At 65.8% G+C, this 15915-nt stretch carries 13 protein-coding genes; 9 read left to right on the top strand and 4 right to left on the bottom strand.

Annotated elements, in window-relative coordinates; all coding sequences use genetic code 11:
• Positions 1 to 106 precede the first annotated feature (106 nt).
• The 7 genes from I6F24_RS10455 (at position 107) to I6F24_RS10425 (ending at position 7677) form a co-directional block, all read left to right on the top strand.
• Positions 107 to 1252 (top strand): isobutyryl-CoA dehydrogenase, encoded by a 1146-nt coding sequence (locus I6F24_RS10455; protein WP_036022518.1) that lies wholly within the window; start codon positions 107 to 109, stop codon positions 1250 to 1252.
• Positions 1249 to 2313, top strand: a complete 1065-nt coding sequence (locus I6F24_RS10450) for an enoyl-CoA hydratase/isomerase family protein (RefSeq protein WP_036022520.1) — start codon at positions 1249 to 1251, stop codon at positions 2311 to 2313. The genes I6F24_RS10455 and I6F24_RS10450 overlap by 4 nt, the downstream gene beginning before the upstream one ends.
• The gene (gene mmsB, locus I6F24_RS10445; RefSeq protein WP_225149736.1) at positions 2309 to 3229 is read left to right on the top strand and encodes a 3-hydroxyisobutyrate dehydrogenase; all 921 of its coding nucleotides are present in this window, start codon (positions 2309 to 2311) and stop codon (positions 3227 to 3229) included. Before I6F24_RS10450 ends, mmsB begins: the two co-directional genes overlap by 5 nt.
• On the top strand, positions 3229 to 4947 hold the full coding sequence (locus tag I6F24_RS10440; RefSeq protein ID WP_225149468.1) for an AMP-binding protein: 1719 nt from the start codon (positions 3229 to 3231) through the stop codon (positions 4945 to 4947). The genes mmsB and I6F24_RS10440 overlap by 1 nt, the downstream gene beginning before the upstream one ends.
• On the top strand, positions 4948 to 5427 hold the full coding sequence (locus tag I6F24_RS10435) for a MaoC family dehydratase (RefSeq protein WP_036001055.1): 480 nt from the start codon (positions 4948 to 4950) through the stop codon (positions 5425 to 5427).
• A gap of 118 nt (positions 5428 to 5545) precedes the next feature.
• Positions 5546 to 6463: an SDR family NAD(P)-dependent oxidoreductase gene (locus I6F24_RS10430; protein WP_036022527.1), complete on the top strand. Its 918-nt coding sequence runs from the start codon at positions 5546 to 5548 to the stop codon at positions 6461 to 6463.
• Entirely contained in the window at positions 6460 to 7677 is a 1218-nt protein-coding gene (locus I6F24_RS10425; RefSeq protein WP_074447937.1) for a TIGR03862 family flavoprotein, read from the top strand. Before I6F24_RS10430 ends, I6F24_RS10425 begins: the two co-directional genes overlap by 4 nt.
• A gap of 115 nt (positions 7678 to 7792) precedes the next feature.
• On the opposite strand, the gene I6F24_RS10420 is transcribed toward I6F24_RS10425, so the two are convergent.
• The 3 genes from I6F24_RS10420 to I6F24_RS10410 are packed head-to-tail and all read right to left on the bottom strand — an operon-like array spanning position 7793 to position 11181.
• Complete coding sequence (locus tag I6F24_RS10420) at positions 7793 to 8872, bottom strand: D-TA family PLP-dependent enzyme (RefSeq protein ID WP_036001049.1); 1080 nt, start codon at positions 8870 to 8872, stop codon at positions 7793 to 7795.
• Positions 8873 to 8875: 3 nt separating this feature from the next.
• On the bottom strand, positions 8876 to 10687 hold the full coding sequence (locus I6F24_RS10415; protein ID WP_036022531.1) for an ATP-binding cassette domain-containing protein: 1812 nt from the start codon (positions 10685 to 10687) through the stop codon (positions 8876 to 8878).
• A 2-nt stretch (positions 10688 to 10689) separates the two neighbouring features.
• The gene (locus tag I6F24_RS10410) at positions 10690 to 11181 is read right to left on the bottom strand and encodes a YaiI/YqxD family protein (protein WP_225149469.1); all 492 of its coding nucleotides are present in this window, start codon (positions 11179 to 11181) and stop codon (positions 10690 to 10692) included.
• Between the two features lie 106 nt (positions 11182 to 11287).
• Here I6F24_RS10410 and I6F24_RS10405 point away from each other — a divergent pair, with 106 nt between their 5' ends.
• Positions 11288 to 12088, top strand: coding sequence for a hypothetical protein (locus I6F24_RS10405; RefSeq protein ID WP_225112215.1), 801 nt, complete (start codon positions 11288 to 11290; stop codon positions 12086 to 12088).
• A gap of 170 nt (positions 12089 to 12258) precedes the next feature.
• Here I6F24_RS10405 and I6F24_RS10400 read toward each other — a convergent pair whose 3' ends face one another.
• Positions 12259 to 14631 (bottom strand): xanthine dehydrogenase family protein molybdopterin-binding subunit, encoded by a 2373-nt coding sequence (locus I6F24_RS10400; RefSeq protein WP_225149470.1) that lies wholly within the window; start codon positions 14629 to 14631, stop codon positions 12259 to 12261.
• Between the two features lie 210 nt (positions 14632 to 14841).
• Here I6F24_RS10400 and I6F24_RS10395 point away from each other — a divergent pair, with 210 nt between their 5' ends.
• Positions 14842 to 15915 carry a Ppx/GppA phosphatase family protein gene (locus tag I6F24_RS10395; RefSeq protein WP_109144056.1) on the top strand — a complete coding sequence of 358 codons (1074 nt, stop codon included), beginning with the start codon at positions 14842 to 14844 and terminating at the stop codon, positions 15913 to 15915.

Genomic DNA, 15915 nt, shown 5'->3' with positions numbered 1-15915 from the left:
CTGTCATTGCGAGGAGCGTAGCGACGAAGCAATCCAGTATCTTTCCGCGGAGACGGTCTGGATTGCTTCGCTTCGCTCGCAATGACGAAAGAAAGAGCAGCCCGGCATGCAGTTCGCTCTGAATGAGGATCAGATCGCGGTTCGCGACATGGCATTGGCGTTTGCGGCCGAGAAGATCGCGCCGCACGCGCTGCGTTGGGACGAGGAGAAGTATTTTCCAGTCGAGGTGATGCGCGAAGCCGCCAAGCTCGGCATGGGCGGCATCTATATCCGCGACGATGTTGGCGGCTCCGCCATGACGCGGTTCGACGCAGCGCTGATCTTCGAGGCGCTGGCGACGGGCTGCCCGACCACCTCGGCCTTCATCTCCATCCACAACATGGCGAGCTGGATGATCGATGCCTTCGGCAGCGATACCCAGCGTCACACCTGGCTGCCGAAGCTCTGCACCATGGAGCTGATCGCCAGCTACTGCCTGACCGAGCCTGGCGCCGGCTCGGACGCCGCGGCGCTGCGCACGCGCGCCGTGCGCGACGGCGACCACTACGTCCTCAACGGCCAGAAGCAATTCATCTCAGGCGCCGGTGGCACCGACCTGCTGGTCGCGATGGTCAGGACCGGCGGTGATGGCCCCGGCGGCATCTCGACCCTCGTCATCGACGGCAAGACCCCCGGCGTCTCCTTCGGTGCCAATGAGCGCAAGATGGGCTGGAACGCGCAGCCGACCCGCGCGGTGATATTCGAGAACGCCCGCGTGCCCGTGGCCAATCGCCTGAGCGAGGAGGGCATAGGCTTCAAGATCGCGATGGCCGGCCTCGACGGCGGCCGTCTCAACATTACGGCGTGCTCGCTCGGCGGCGCGCAAGCAGCACTCGACAAGGCGCGCGCCTACATGAAGGAGCGCAAGGCGTTCGGGAAGCGGCTCGACGAATTCCAGGCGCTGCAATTCCGTCTCGCCGACATGGCGATCGAGTTGGAGGCCGCGCGCACCTTCCTGTGGCGCGCCGCCGCGGCGCTCGATCGCAAAGACCCCGACGCCACCATGCTCTGCGCCATGGCGAAACGCTTCGGCACCGATGTCGGGTTCGAGGTTGCCAACCATGCGCTGCAACTCCACGGCGGCTACGGCTACCTCAGCGAATACGGCATCGAGAAGATCGTGCGCGACTTACGCGTGCACCAGATCCTCGAAGGCACCAATGAAATCATGCGGCTCATCGTGGCGCGCAAACTGATCGAGGGCGCGCGATGAGCGGAGCGGAAGAGGGCGATCTGGTCGCGCGCGTCGAAGGCGCGGCCGGCATCATCAGGCTCAATCGTCCCAAGGCGATCAACGCCGTGACGCTTGAGATGTTTCGCGACATCGACAAGGCGCTCGATCGCTTCGAGGCTGATCCTGCCGTTGCCGTGATCCTGCTGGAAGGCGCCGGCGAGCGCGGCCTCTGCGCCGGTGGCGACATCCGCACGCTCTGGGAAAGTTCCAAGGTCAATGGCGACCTCGGCAAGATCCTGTGGCGCGAGGAGTACATCCTCAATGCCCGGATCAAGAAATTTCCAAAACCCTATGTCGCCTTCATGGACGGCATCGTGATGGGCGGCGGTGTCGGTCTGTCCGCCCATGCCAGCCACCGTATCGTCACCGATCGGACCAAGCTCGCGATGCCCGAAGTCGGCCTCGGCTTCTTCCCCGATGTCGGCGGCACCTATCTGCTGTCGCATTCGCCGGGCGAGATCGGCACCTATTTCGGGCTGACCGGCCAGACCATGAACGGGCCGGACGCGATCCACGCGAAGTTTGCCGATTGGGTGGTGCCGGCCGTGAGATTGCCGGAGCTGCGCGAGGCGCTGACCAAGCTGCGGTCCGGTGCGACCGCAGCCGATGTCAGCAAGCTCATCGACGGCTTCGCCTCCGGCGAGACTGCGGGGCCGGTCGCCGCCAGGGAGCCGGTCATCGATGCGTTGTTCGGTTTCGATCGCATGGAGGACATTTTCGCTGCGTTGACGCGCGATGGTTCCGAGTTCGCGCTGGCCACGCTGAAGACGCTGAACGAAAAATCGCCGCGCGGCATGGTGGTGACGCTCAAGCTGCTGCGGCTTGCGCGCGGATCGAGCCTGGAAGAGTGCCTGGTGCGCGAATACCGCGCCGCGCTGGAAGTGTTTCGGAGCGATGATTTTCGCGAGGGCGTGCGCGCTGCCGTGATCGACAAGGACCGCAACCCGACCTGGTCGCCGCGAGCAATCGAGCATGTGACGCCGGAGATGCTTGCGCCCTATCTCGCCGAGATCGGCGCGGACGAGTTGAAGTTCAATTAACAACGCGACAGGGGAGGATACGACAATGGCCACGATCGCATTCATCGGTCTCGGCAACATGGGCGGCCCGATGGCGGCCAACCTCGTCAAGGCCGGCCACAAGGTGGTGGCGTTCGATCTTGTCGAAGCCTCGCGCAATCAGGCCAAGACCGATGGCGCCAGCATCGCCGACAGCGCCCCGGCCGCGGTGAAGGGCGCCGATGTCGTCGTCACCATGCTGCCCGCAGGCAAGCATGTGCTCGGCGTCTGGAACGAGGTCGTGCCCGCCATGACCAAGGGTGCGCTCATCATCGACAGCTCCACCATCGACGTCGAAAGCGCGCGAGCCGCGCATGCTCTCGCCGCCAAGCACGGCGTGCTCTCGGTCGATGCGCCGGTCTCCGGCGGCACGGGCGGTGCCAAGGGTGCGACGCTCACCTTCATGTGCGGCGGCGAGGAGAAGGCATTTGCCGCGGCCAAGCCCGTGCTCGAGAACATGGGCAAGAAGATCGTGCATTGCGGCGGTGCCGGCGCAGGGCAGGCCGCAAAAATCTGCAACAACATGATCCTCGGCATTTCCATGATCGCGGTGAGCGAGGCCTTTGCCTTGGCTGAAAAGCTCGGGCTCTCGCATCAGGCGCTGTTCGATGTGGCCTCGACCTCGTCCGGCCAGTGCTGGTCGCTGACGACCTATTGCCCGGTGCCGGGCCCGGTGCCGACCTCGCCGGCCAACAACGATTACAAGCCGGGCTTTGCCTCCGCGCTGATGGTGAAGGACCTCACCCTGGCGCAGGATGCCGCCAAGGCTGCCGGCGCGGCGACGCCGCTCGGCAAGCATGCGCAGGAGATCTATCAGTCTTTCGACGCAGCCGGCCAGGGCGGGGTGGATTTTTCCGGAATTATCAAGCACGTTAGGAGTTTAGCCGGGAAAGCTTGATGACCACATTCCAGGAAGCACGCGCGTTCCTTCTGCAACACCGCACGGATTACGAGGCTGCGGTCAAAGGTTTCCGCTGGCCTGATCCGGTTCCTTTCAACTGGGCGCTCGACTGGTTCGACGCCGAGCTCGCGGCCAATGCGGACAGCAAGGATCGGCCCGCGCTCTGGATCGTCGATGCCGCCCAGGACAAGCAGACGAAGCTGTCCTTCGCGGCGCTGTCGCGCCGCTCCAACCAGGTCGCCAACTTCCTCCGCGCGCAGGGCCTGAGGCGCGGCGACCATCTCCTGCTGCTGCTCGGCAACGTGGTTCCGCTGTGGGAGACGATGCTTGCCGCGATGAAGCTCGGCGTGGTCGTCATTCCCGCCACGACGCTGCTGACCGCCGACGAGCTGCGCGACCGGCTCGATCGCGGCAAGGCGAGGGCGGTGGTCGCCGCGCAGGACCAGGTGGCGAAATTCGCGAGCTTGGGCGCCGAGAATGTCGTTCGCATCGTCGTCGGCGCGGCCTCCGACGGTTGGCTGGCATATGTCGAAGCAGCAAAAGCTTCCGAAAGCTTCGCGCCTGATGGTCCGACCAATGCCGACGATCCGATGCTGCTGTATTTCACCTCGGGTACGACAGCAAAACCAAAATTGGTGCGACACAGTCAGCGCAGCTATTCCGTCGGCCATCTCTCGACGATGTACTGGATCGGGCTGAAGCCCGGCGACGTCCATCTCAACATCTCCTCGCCCGGCTGGGCCAAGCATGCCTGGAGCTGCTTCTTCGCGCCGTGGAATGCGGGTGCGACCGTGTTCGTGGTCAACCAGCCGCGCTTTGATGCCAAGTCGCTGCTTGCCACCATCGGCCGCTGCGGCGTCACCACGCTGTGCGCGCCGCCGACGGTGTGGCGGCTGTTCATCCAGGAGAACCTCGCCTCGTTCAAGGTGGCGCTTCGCGAGGTCTGCGGCGCCGGCGAGCCGCTCAATCCCGAGGTGATTGATCAGGTGCAGGCGGCCTGGGGCCTCACCATTCGCGACGGCTACGGCCAGACCGAGACCACGGCGCTCGCCGGCAATTCGCCGGGCCAGCCGATCAAGATCGGCTCGATGGGCCGTCCGTTGCCGGGCTATCGCGTGCAGATCAGCGATGCCGACGGCCATCCCGCAAAGGAGGGCGAGGTGACGCTGGTGCTCGGCGCCGACCGCCCCGCCGGCCTGATGCAGGGCTATCAGGGCGACGACGGCAAATTGTCCGGCGCCGCAGGCGCGCTCTATCGCAGTGGCGACGTCGTATTCGCGGATGAGGACGGCTACTTGACCTTCGTCGGCCGCTCTGACGACGTCTTCAAATCCTCCGATTATCGCATCAGCCCGTTCGAACTGGAGAGCGTCCTGCTCGAGCACGAGCTGGTCGCGGAAGCTGCGGTGGTGCCGAGCCCGGATCCAATCCGGCTCGCGATCCCCAAGGCGTTCGTGCTGCTGACCGCGGGTGCAGAACGCTCGCCGGAAACCGCGCTATCGATCTTCAAGCACCTGCACGCGCGTCTGGCCCCGTTCAAGCGCATCCGCCGCCTCGAAATCGTCACCGAGCTGCCGAAGACGATCTCTGGAAAGATCCGCCGCGTCCAGCTACGACGGCTCGAACGCGACGACGATCGCAGCGATCCCTTGCGCGGCCGGGAATTCCGTGAGGAGGATTTTCCGGAGCTGGCGAAGACACGGAGTGAGACCTAAGTGAACGAAGTCTGGAAGAAGCCGCCTGTTACGCTCGAGGCCTATCAGGCCATGATCGGCAAGGAGATCGGCGTATCGTCGTGGCACCTGATCGATCAGCCCCGCATCGACAGCTATGCCGACGTGATCGAAGATCACCAGTTCATCCACGTCGATCCGGAACGCGCGAAGAAGGAAACCGCGTTCGGCACTACCATTGCGCATGGTTTTCTCACGATGTCGCTGCTGTCGATCATGTCCTACGAGGTGATGCCCGTGATTGCGGGCACCACGATGGGCGTGAATTACGGCTTCGACAGGCTGCGCTTCATCTCGCCGGTGCGCTCAGGTAAGCGCGTGCGTGGCCGTTTCGTGCTGGCGGAAGCCAAGCTCCGCAAGCCAGGCGAGCTCCAGTCCCGCACCAACGTCACGGTCGAGATCGAGGGCGAGGATAAACCGGCGCTCGTCGCCGACTGGCTCGGCCTGATCTATTTCGAGTAGGCCCGTGCCGTCCTTGCCGGGCTTGACCCGGCAACCCATCGCTGCTCAAAAGCCTGTCGATTTTGATGGATGGCCGGATCAAACCCGGCCATGACGGCTAACATCTGGGAAACCCACTATGCCAATCAGGTTCGACGGACGCGTCGCCATCGTCACCGGCGCGGGCAATGGTCTCGGACGCGCGCATGCGCTGGGGCTGGCGAGCCGCGGCGCCAAGGTCGTGGTCAACGATTTCGGTGGCGCGCGCGACGGCACCGGAGGCTCGCTGTCGCCGGCCGAGGCCGTGGTCGAGGAGATCCGCAAGGCCGGCGGCATCGCGATGGCCGACGGCGCCGACGTCTCCAATTTCGAGCAGGTCACCGCCATGGTCGAGCGCGCTACCAAGGAGTGGGGCAGCGTCGATCTCTTGTGCGCCAATGCCGGCATCCTGCGCGACAAGTCGTTCGGCAAGATGGAGGTGGCCGATTTCCAGAAGGTACTCGACGTGCATCTCGTCGGCACCTTCTATTGCTGCAAGGCAGCCTGGGCCGGCATGCGTGACCGCAATTACGGCCGCATCGTGCTGACGACGTCGTCCTCGGGCCTCTACGGCAATTTCGGCCAGGCCAATTACGGCGCCGCGAAATCCGGCATGGTCGGCTTGATGAACGTGCTCGCCGAGGAGGGCCGCAAGAACGACATTCGGGTCAACATCATCTCGCCGACGGCTGCGACCCGCATGACGGAAGAGCTGCTGCCGCCGCAGGCGCTGCAGCTGATGAAGGCGAACGCGATCACCCCCGCGGTCGAGTACATGCTGAGCGAGGATGCGCCGACCCGCACCATCATGGGCGCCGGTGCCGGCTCGTTTGCGGTGATCAAGATTTTGGAGAGCGAAGGCATCAACCTGCCGGAGAGCGAGTGGACGCCGGATGCGATCGCCGCGCATTTCGCCGAGATCAGCGACATGTCGAAGGCCAGGGCGCTGCAGGGCGCGTTCGAGCAGACGCAGAAATACGTCGCCCAGGCCGCGGCGCGGGCGGGGATCAAGCTCTGACCGACGTCGCCGTCATCGGCGCAGGTCCCGCCGGGCTGATGGCGGCGGAGGTGCTGGCGTCAGGCGGCGCCCGCGTCACTGTCTACGACGCGATGCCGTCAGCGGGGCGCAAATTCCTGATGGCCGGCCGCGGCGGACTCAACCTCACTCACAGCGAACCGCTGCCGCAATTCATGGCGCGCTATCGCGAGGCCGCACCGAAGCTGCAGGCGGCGGTCGAGGCATTTTCGCCCGATGCGCTACGTGCCTGGAGCGAGGCGCTGGGCGAGCCGACCTTCGTCGGCAGCAGCGGACGCGTGTTTCCGAAAACGTTCAAGGCCTCGCCCTTGCTGCGCGCCTGGCTGCGGCGGCTCGATGCCGCCGGTGTCCGCTTTGCTTTTCGCCATCGCTGGATCGGCTGGGACGGCGAGGGTCGGTTGATCTTTCAGACGCCGAAAGGCGTCTCCGCCATCGAAGCGAACGCCACGCTGCTCGCGCTCGGCGGCGCAAGCTGGCCGCGGCTCGGCTCGGACGCCGGCTGGGTCGATATCCTCGCTGCAAAGGGCATTGCCGTCTCGAAGCTGCGGCCGGCCAATTCCGGCTTCACGGTCGCTTGGTCCAAAGTCTTCCGCGACCGTTTCGAAGGCCAGCCGCTCAAGGGCGTGGCGCTGACGCTTCGCGCGCACACGGTTCGCGGAGAGGCGATGATCACCCGCAGCGGCATCGAAGGCGGTGCGATCTACGCGCTGTCGGCGGAACTGCGCGAGGCTGTGCTGAATCTCGGACAGGCGACGCTGATGATCGGGTTGCGGCCCGATCTCGACGCCGCTGCGCTGACCACGCGGCTGTCAGGCGTGCGTGGCAAGCAATCGCTGGCGAACTTCCTGCGCAAGGCCGCGCAGCTGTCGCCGGTCGGCATCGGCCTCATGCAGGAGGCCGCCATCGCCTCCGGCCGGCCGCTGGCCGCGTTCTCGCCGGCGGAGCTCGCAGATCTGGTCAATGCTGTTCCGGTTCAGCTTACCGGAGTAGCGGCGATCGACCGCGCGATCTCGACGGCAGGCGGAATTCTGTTCGACGAGCTCGACGAGCACTTTATGCTGCGCAAGGTGCCGGGCACGTTCGCCGCCGGCGAAATGCTGGATTGGGAGGCGCCGACCGGCGGGTACTTGTTGCAGGCGTCGTTCGCGACCGGGGCTGCGGCGGGCAGGGGCGTGCTGGGCTGGCTCAAACGCTAACCCCCGTCATTGCGAGCGCAGCGAAGCAATCCAGAATCCCTCCGCAGAGGCAGTCTGGATTGCTTCGTCGCAAGGGCTCCTCGCAATGACGGCCGTGGCAACGGCGCGCGTACACCTACCGCAGCTTCCCACGCGCGGCCACCGGCAGCGTGCCGATGATCTCCTCGCCGCGGACCATCACCACCTCGTCCATCATGTTGACGACGACGCAGACGTGGTTCGGCACGATGCGGACGACATCGCCGACATTGGGCCGCGTGTTGCTGCGGGAGAGATCGAGGAAGCCGTGTTCCTCGGCGAATTTGGCGATTCTGGCTTCGGGATGCTCCAGGATCAGGCCGTGGCCGTCGAGCCCGCCGGTATCCGTGGTCAGCGTCTTCGAGCCGGCGTCCAAGATGCCGCGCTCGGGCGCAGCGCGGCTCACCACCGTCGAATAGATGTGCAGCGCGCAATCATCCCAGGTCGCTGAGCCTGCGGCGACCTGCATGCGATCGTTGTAGATGTAGGTGCCGAAGCGATGCTCGGTGCCGCCCTTGAGCTTGCCGATATTGACGAGGTTCGGCGTGCCGCCGGTCGAGACGATCTTGGCGTCGAGCCCGTGCGCGCGCACGCCGGCCAGCGCCTCGTCGTAGAATCTTTGCGCGTCCGTCCACCCGGTCTCAGTGGGGTAGAGCATGAAGCCGGCGAATTCGAGCCCCTTGGACGAAGCGATCTCGCGCGCCAGCGCAATCGCCTCCGCCGGCGTTTCGACGCCTGCGCGCTTGCGCCCGGTATCGCATTCGACCACGACCGAGAGCGGGCGGCCTGACGCCGCAGCCGCCTTAGGCAGGCCGGCGACGACGGTCGAATTGTCGGCCGCCACCGTCATGTTGGCCTTCGCCTGCAGCGCGCCGAGCCGCGCCATCTTCTCATCGCCCAGCAGATTGTAGCTGATCAGGATGTCGTCGATGCCGGCATTGGCCATGATCTCGGCTTCGCCCAGTTTCTGGCAGGTGATGCCCTTGGCGCCGGCCGCGACCTGCATCTTGGCAATGGTCGGGTTCTTGTGCGTCTTGATGTGGGGGCGATTGGCGATTCCGGCGTCGTCGCAGGCCTTCTGGATCCGCGCGATGTTGCGCTCGACCCTGTCCATGTCGATGACGGCACAGGGTGTGCCGTATTCGCGGGCGATCTTGGCTGCAAGAGTTGTTGTCATGAGTTATGCCTGTTCAATCTCTTCGCGGAGCATTTCGAGTTCGAGCCAACGCTCTTCGGCGGCGGACAGTTCTTCGTGCGCCTTGGCGATGGCAGCCGAGGTGTCGTCGAATTTTTTGCGATCTTTCGCATAGAGACCGGGGTCGTCGAGCACACGCTGCAATTTTGCGATATCGGCGTGCAGCGTTTCCATCTTCTTCGGCAGCGTTTCCAGCGCGTGCTTCTCGTTGAAGCTGAGCTTGCGCTTGGGCGCGGACGAGGGGACCGCTGCGCGCTCGTCCTTCTTCTCCGCCAGCGGTGGCGCTTTCGGCGCCTCGCGCTTCAAATCGGCGCCACGTTGGCTCAGCATGTCGCTGTAGCCACCGGCATATTCGATCCACTTGCCGTTACCCTCCGGCGCAATCACCGAGGTGACGACGCGGTCGAGGAAGTCGCGGTCGTGACTGATCAGGATGACGGTGCCTTCGTAGTCGCCAAGCATCTCCTCGAGCACGTCGAGCGTTTCGAGGTCGAGATCGTTGGTCGGCTCGTCCAGCACCAGGAGGTTCGACGGCTTTGCCAGCGCTCGCGCCAGCATCAGCCGGCCGCGCTCGCCGCCCGAGAGCACCTCCAGCGGTGTGCCGCGTTGCTCCTGCGCGAACAGGAAGTCCTTCATGTAGCCGACGACGTGCTTCGGCTTGCCGCCGACCATGATTTGATCGCCGCGGCCGCCTGTGAGCGCTTCCGCCAGTGTCGATTTCGGATCGAGGCTTTCGCGATGCTGGTCGAGCGTCGCCATCTCCAGATTGGCGCCGAGACGTATCGTCCCGGAATCCGGCTGCATGCCGCCGGTGAGCAGGTTGACCAGCGTGGTCTTGCCGGCGCCGTTCGGCCCGATGATGCCGAGCCGGTCGCCGCGCTGGATGCGGGTGGAGAAATTCTCGACGATCTTGCGCTCGCCGTAGGATTTCGTGATGCCCTTGGCCTCGATCACCAGCTTGCCGGACTGCTCGGCTTCGCTGGCTGCGAGGTTGGCGCTGCCGGCGGTGCCGCGATAGTTGCGGCGCTGGGCGCGCAGCGCATGCAGATTGGCGAGCCGCTTGACGTTGCGCTTGCGGCGGCCGGAGACGCCGTGGCGCAGCCAGTGCTCCTCGTCGACGATCTTGCGGTCGAGCTTGTGCTGGTCGCGCTCCTCCTCGGCCAGCACCTCGTCGCGCCAGCTCTCGAACGAGGCAAAGCCGCGATCGATCTGCTTGATCCGGCCGCGATCGAGCCAAGCGGTGGAGCGCGAGAGATTGGTCAGGAAGCGACGGTCGTGGCTGATGATGACGAGCGCGCTGCGCCTGGAGTCGAGCTCCTGCTCCAGCCATTCGATGGTGGCGAGATCGAGATGGTTGGTCGGCTCGTCCAGCAGCAGGATGTCGGGCGAGGGCGCCAGCACGAAGGCCAGCGCCGCGCGGCGCGCCTCGCCACCGGAGAGGTTGTGCGGGTTCTCCTCGCCGGTGAGGCCGAGCTGTTCCAGGAGATAGCGCGCCTGGTGCTGGTCGTCCCCCGGCGCGAGCCCGGACTCGACATAGGCGAGCGTGGTCTTGTGGCCGCCGAAATCCGGCTCCTGCGGCAGGTAGCGCACCGTCGCGCCGGGCTGCACGAAGCGCGTGCCGGCGTCAGGCTCGACCAGGCCGGCTGCGATCTTCAGCAGAGTCGACTTGCCGGAGCCGTTGCGGCCGATCAGGCAGACCCGTTCGGATGGCGCGACGTTGAGCTCGACGCCCGACAGCAGCGGCGTGCCGCCAAAGGTCAGCCTGATGTCTTTGAGTTGGATCAGCGGCGGGGCCATGGCTAACCTTGGCTCGTTACGGCCTGATCTGCGCGGCGGCGCTGGATCCGGCGCAGCGTCTGGTCGAGCGCCGAGAGGAAGGCGGTGCGGTCTCGCGGCGAGAACGAGCGCGGGCCGCCGGTGACTTCGCCCGCCGAACGCAGATCGGTCATCAGATTGCGTACCGCGAGCGTCATGCCGATCGACTCCTCGGTGAACGGCTTGCCGTTCGGGGCGATCACGTCGGCGCCCGCCTTCACGCAGCGGCTGGCCAGCGGAATGTCCGAGGTCACCACGACGTCGCCCGGCCTGGCGCGCTCGGCGATCCAGTCGTCCGCGGCGTCCATGCCGCTGCCCGCGGCGATGCGCTCGATCAGAGGGTCCTGCGGCACGCGGATGAAATTGCCGGCGACCACGCTCACGGGCACGCCGTGCCGGAGCGCCACGCGATAGATTTCGTCCTTCACCGGACAGGCGTCGGCGTCGACATAGATGCGGGTCGGGGTCTCGGTCATTCCGCCGCGTGGTACCGCATTCGGGCCGCAAAGGCGAGGGGATTGACCCCAGTTCCTCAGGCCCTACGATCGCTCCCGAAACAACAAGAACAGGGAAAGGCCAGTCATGCCGAACCGGCTCGAAACCTACCGCGTCGAGGCCTACAACACCGCCAGGCAGTCCGAAAACAAGATGCACGACGACAATGTGGCCCGCCGCTTCGGCTTTTCCGGCGGGCTGGTCCCCGGCGTCGACGTCTTCGCCTACATGATGCACGTGCCGATCGCGCGCTGGGGGCGGGACTTCCTGTCGCGCGGGCTGGTCGAGGCCCGGTTCATCAAGCCGGTCTATGACGGCGAGACCGCCGATGTCGATGCCACCGAGCACAACGGCCTGCTGACCATCGAGGTGTTCAGTCGCACCGAGCTGTGTGCCACGGGAACGGCGTCGCTGCCGGCGGCGGTGCCGGCATTGTCGTTGAGCGACTATGTCGAAGTCCCCGCCGCCGCCGAGCGCAAGCCTGTCAGTCCTGCGACATTCGAGCTGGGCAAATGGCTGGGCACGACGCCGCGCCGGTGGGCCGGGCAGGATGCGGCCGACTATCTCACTGACGTCAGGGAGGCCGATCCGATTTTTGCCCGCGAGAGCCTCGGCCATCCCGGCCTGATCCAGCGCGTCATGAACCGCGTCCTGGTGGACAACACCATCCTGGGTCCCTGGATCCACGTGGGCAGCCGCATGCAGCTGCTGTCCGCCGCGCGCGCCGGCGACGAGATCACGGCGCGGGCCAAGGTCACTGCGAATTACGAGAAGAAGGGCCACCGCTTCGTCGAGTTCGACGCGCTGGTCGTCGCCAACGGCACGACGCCGCTCGCGCATTGCCAGCACACCGCGATCTACCAGCCGCGCGAGCAGGCGGCGGCGTAGCGGACAGTTGGGAAAGCCCACGCCCGTCAATCAAGGACGTCGTCATTCCCCGCGAAGGCGGGGAATCCAGTACGCCGCAGCTTCTCGGTCAATCGCTGCCGTCTCGGAGTACTGGATCGCCCGGTCAAGCCGGGCGATGACAGTAGAGTTTGTGGCGACGACAGTGCCCCTTACGCCGCCTTGGCCTTCGCGTCCTGGATCGCGCGCCACACCCGCTCGGGGGTCAGCGGCATGTCGATGTGCTTGATGCCGTACTCCGACAGCGCATCGAGCACCGCGTTCACCACCGTCGACAGGCTGCCGGCGCAGCCGGCTTCGCCGCAGCCCTTGCTGCCGAGCGGATTGGTGGTGGCGGGCACCGGGTGGTCGCCGACCGTCATGTTGGGGACGTCCTCCGCGCGGGGCAGGGCGTAGTCCATCAGCGAGCCCGTGATCGGCTGGCCATTGTCGTCGTAGCGAATGTGCTCCATCAGGGCCTGGCCGATGCCCTGGACCACGCCGCCATGGAGCTGGCCCGCGACCAGCATCGGGTTGATCACCGTGCCGAAATCGTTGACCGCGCTGTAGCGCACGATCTGCACCACACCGGTGTCCGGGTCGATCTCAACCTCGGCGACGTGGCAGCCGTTCGGGAACGCCGAGGCGACCGGTTCGCTGGTGTGGTCGACATCGAGGCTGTCAGGCACGCCCTCCGGCACATTGCCGTCATGCAGACGCTTGGCGAGCTCCATGATGTCGATGCTGCGATCGGTGCCGGCGATCGTAAAGCTGCCGTCGGCAAACTCGATATCGGCTTCGGATGCTTCCAGCATATGTGCAGCGGCGCGTTTGCCCTTCTCGATGACGAGCTTTGCGGCCCCCACGATGGCCTGGCCCGTCGCGGTGATCGAGCGTGAGCCGCCGGTGCCGTTGCCGGTGTGGACGATATCGCTGTCGCCCTGCACGAGCTTGACGCTCTCGAAGGGGACGCCGAGCTGATCGCACAGCACCTGCGCGAACGGGGTGGCGTGGCCCTGGCCGTAGTCGAGCGTGCCGGTGATGAGCTGCACGGTGCCGTCAGGATCGAACACGATCTTGCCGAGCTCGGGGCTCGGCGGCGCCGTGACCTCGAGATAGGAGCCGACCGCAATGCCGCGCAGCTTGCCCGCCTTCTTGCTCTCCTTCTTGCGCTTGGCGAAGTTCTCGTGGTCGGAGATCTCGAGCGCCTTGTTGAACACGGCCTGGAAGTCGCCGCTGTCATAGGTGACGCCGGACGACGCCGCGAACGGGATCTGGTTCGGCTTGATGAAGTTGCGCTTACGCAAGGTCAGCCGATTGATGCCCATCTCGTCGGCGGCGCGGTCGATCAGCCGCTCCATGTAATAGTTCGCCTCGGGCCGGCCGGCGCCGCGATAGGCCCCCATCAGCGTGGTGTTGGTCAGCACCACCTTGATGTCGACCGCCATCAGCGGCGTGCGATAGACGCTGGAGAAGTTCTTGCCGGTGTTGAGCGAAAGCGGCCCCGGCGCGACGCCGGTGATGTAGGCGCCGAGATTGCCGTAGCCGGACAGTTTTGCCGCGAGGAAGTGCCCCTCGGTATCGAGCGCGAGCTCGGCGTGGATCTTCTGGGCGCGGCCGTGGCTGTCGGAGAGGAAGCTGGTCGAGCGCTCGTCCAGCCACTTCACCGGGCGTCCCAGTGCCTTCGCCGCATACAGAATGCACATGTACTCGGGATAGTTGATGTTCTTCATGCCGAAGGAGCCGCCGACATTGGCGGTGAGGATGCGCACCTTCTCGTTCGGCACCTTCAGGTTCTTCGCGAGATTGGCGCGGTTGCCGGCAACGCCCTGCGTCGGCACCTGAAGCGTGTAGCGCTCGGTCTTCTTGTCGTAGGAGGCAAGCCCCACGCGCGGCTCCATCGAGACCACGGCAACGCGGGTGTTCTCGATGTCGAGCTTGGTCACATGAGCGGCGCTGGCGAAGGCGGCGTTCACCTTGTCCATGTCGCCATAGTGGTAGTCGAGCGCGACGTTACCAGGAATGTGGTCATAGAGCTGCGGCGCGCCGGGCTTGGCGGCTTGCTCCGGGTCCGTCACCGCCGGCAGCGGCTCGATGTCGAGCTCGACCGCCTCGGCCGCGTCGCGCGCCTGAGCCAGCGTCTCGGCCACCACGAAGGCGACGGGATCGCCGACGAAGCGGACCTTGTCGGTCGCCAGGGGCTGGCGGTTGGTCTGGAGCAGGGGCGAGCCGTCGCGGCTCTTCAGCGGCAGGCCGCAGGTGAAGGGGCCATAGCCGGCGGCATCAAGATCCTTCCCGGACCACGCCCCCAGCACGCCCGGCATGGCCTTGGCGGCATCGAGGCCGATGCTGCGGATGAATCCATGGGCATGGGTCGAGCGGACGACTACGGCATAGGCCTGGTTCGGCAGGTTGAAATCGTCGGTGTAGCGGCCCTTGCCGCGCACCAGCGTGTCATCCTCCTTGCGGCGGACCGGTTGCCCGACGCCATACTTTTGCAGTGCAATAGCGTTCTCGAGCGTCGACGATTTGGTGTGTTCTTGCATGGGAATTGACCTGAAAAGCCGGCATTTGCGCATTTTCGCGGCAGCGGAGCACCGGACTCCCTCAAATAACCCACCACCCCCGTTCACGACAACGCACGATTGGACATGGTCCCATGTGATGCGTTGTTGCGCAGGCCTGCCGCGCTGCTAATGTTTCAGGCGAATAATCAATTCCAAACCGGCCCGACCGGCCGCGGAAAGACAGTTTGTATGAATGACCACACGCGGCTCCGCGACGGCCATGCGCCGCATAGCGAGCTGGAGGGGTCGATGGCGGCGGTGGCGTTGGCCACCAATCCGGCCGTCGGCGCGCAGGCGCCGGGAACCGGCGTCTATGCGGCGCTGGACCTCGGCACCAACAATTGCAGGCTGCTGATCGCCTGTCCGACTCAGGACGGCTTTCGTGTGGTCGATTCCTTCTCGCGCATCATCCGGCTCGGGGAGGGCGTCTCGGCGACGGGGTGCATTAGCGACGCCGCGATCGAGCGCGCCATCGCCGCGCTCAGCATCTGCCGCGACAAGATCAATCTGCGGAAGGCGCGTCGGCTGCGGCTGATCGCGACCGAAGCCTGCCGCGCGGCTTCGAACGCGGAAGGTTTCCGCAGCCGCGTTGCGGCCGAGACCGGCATCGAGCTCGAGGTGATCGACCGCGAGACCGAGGCCGCCCTCGCCGTGCTGGGCTGCTCGCCGCTGGTCGATCCCAGGGGACGGGGCGCGATCCTGTTCGACATCGGCGGCGGCTCCACCGAGCTGGTGCGGATCGAGCGCGACCCGGAAAAGCCGGAACCGCGCATCAAGGCCTGGATGTCGATTCCCTATGGTGTGGTCACGCTCGCTGAGCAGTTCGGCGGACGCGACGTCACGCCAGAGATCTATGCCGCCATGGAGCAGGAGGTCGCAAGCCACGTCGCGCCATTCGCCGAGGAGCACGGCCGCGATCTCGCCGACATGCACCTGCTCGGCACGTCGGGCACGGTGACGACGCTGGCCGGCATCCATCTCAACCTCGCGCGCTATGACCGCCGCCGCATCGACAGCATCTGGATGAACGATGCCGACATCACCGCGACCATCAACAAGCTGCTCGGCATGAGCTACGAGGAGCGTGCCGCCAACAGCTGCATCAGCGTCGAGCGCGCCGATCTCGTCCTGGCGGGCTGCGCCATCCTCGACGCTATCCGCCGCGCCTTTCCGCTGCCGCGCCTGCGCGTCGCCGACCGCGGCTTGCGCGAGGGCATGCTGGTCGAGATGATGCGCGAGGACGGCGCGCTCAGGAGCTGGTGA

It is taken from the genome of Bradyrhizobium sp. BRP23 (assembly GCF_020194135.1).
In the GTDB taxonomy this organism is placed as follows: Bacteria; Pseudomonadota; Alphaproteobacteria; order Rhizobiales; family Xanthobacteraceae; genus Bradyrhizobium; species Bradyrhizobium yuanmingense.
Note: the sequence above shows the minus strand (reverse complement) of the source record. Positions and strands in the feature narration are given on the sequence as shown.

Coding starts and splice junctions, on each gene's coding strand:
- I6F24_RS10405 (WP_225112215.1), top strand. CDS start 11,288: ATGCCGAACCGGCTCGAAACCTACCGCGTCGAGGCCTACAACACCGCC.
- I6F24_RS10440 (WP_225149468.1), top strand. CDS start 3,229: ATGACCACATTCCAGGAAGCACGCGCGTTCCTTCTGCAACACCGCACG.
- I6F24_RS10450 (WP_036022520.1), top strand. CDS start 1,249: ATGAGCGGAGCGGAAGAGGGCGATCTGGTCGCGCGCGTCGAAGGCGCG.
- I6F24_RS10420 (WP_036001049.1), bottom strand. CDS start 8,872: ATGACAACAACTCTTGCAGCCAAGATCGCCCGCGAATACGGCACACCC.
- I6F24_RS10415 (WP_036022531.1), bottom strand. CDS start 10,687: ATGGCCCCGCCGCTGATCCAACTCAAAGACATCAGGCTGACCTTTGGC.
- I6F24_RS10430 (WP_036022527.1), top strand. CDS start 5,546: ATGCCAATCAGGTTCGACGGACGCGTCGCCATCGTCACCGGCGCGGGC.
- I6F24_RS10410 (WP_225149469.1), bottom strand. CDS start 11,181: ATGACCGAGACCCCGACCCGCATCTATGTCGACGCCGACGCCTGTCCG.
- I6F24_RS10395 (WP_109144056.1), top strand. CDS start 14,842: ATGAATGACCACACGCGGCTCCGCGACGGCCATGCGCCGCATAGCGAG.
- I6F24_RS10455 (WP_036022518.1), top strand. CDS start 107: ATGCAGTTCGCTCTGAATGAGGATCAGATCGCGGTTCGCGACATGGCA.
- I6F24_RS10400 (WP_225149470.1), bottom strand. CDS start 14,631: ATGCAAGAACACACCAAATCGTCGACGCTCGAGAACGCTATTGCACTG.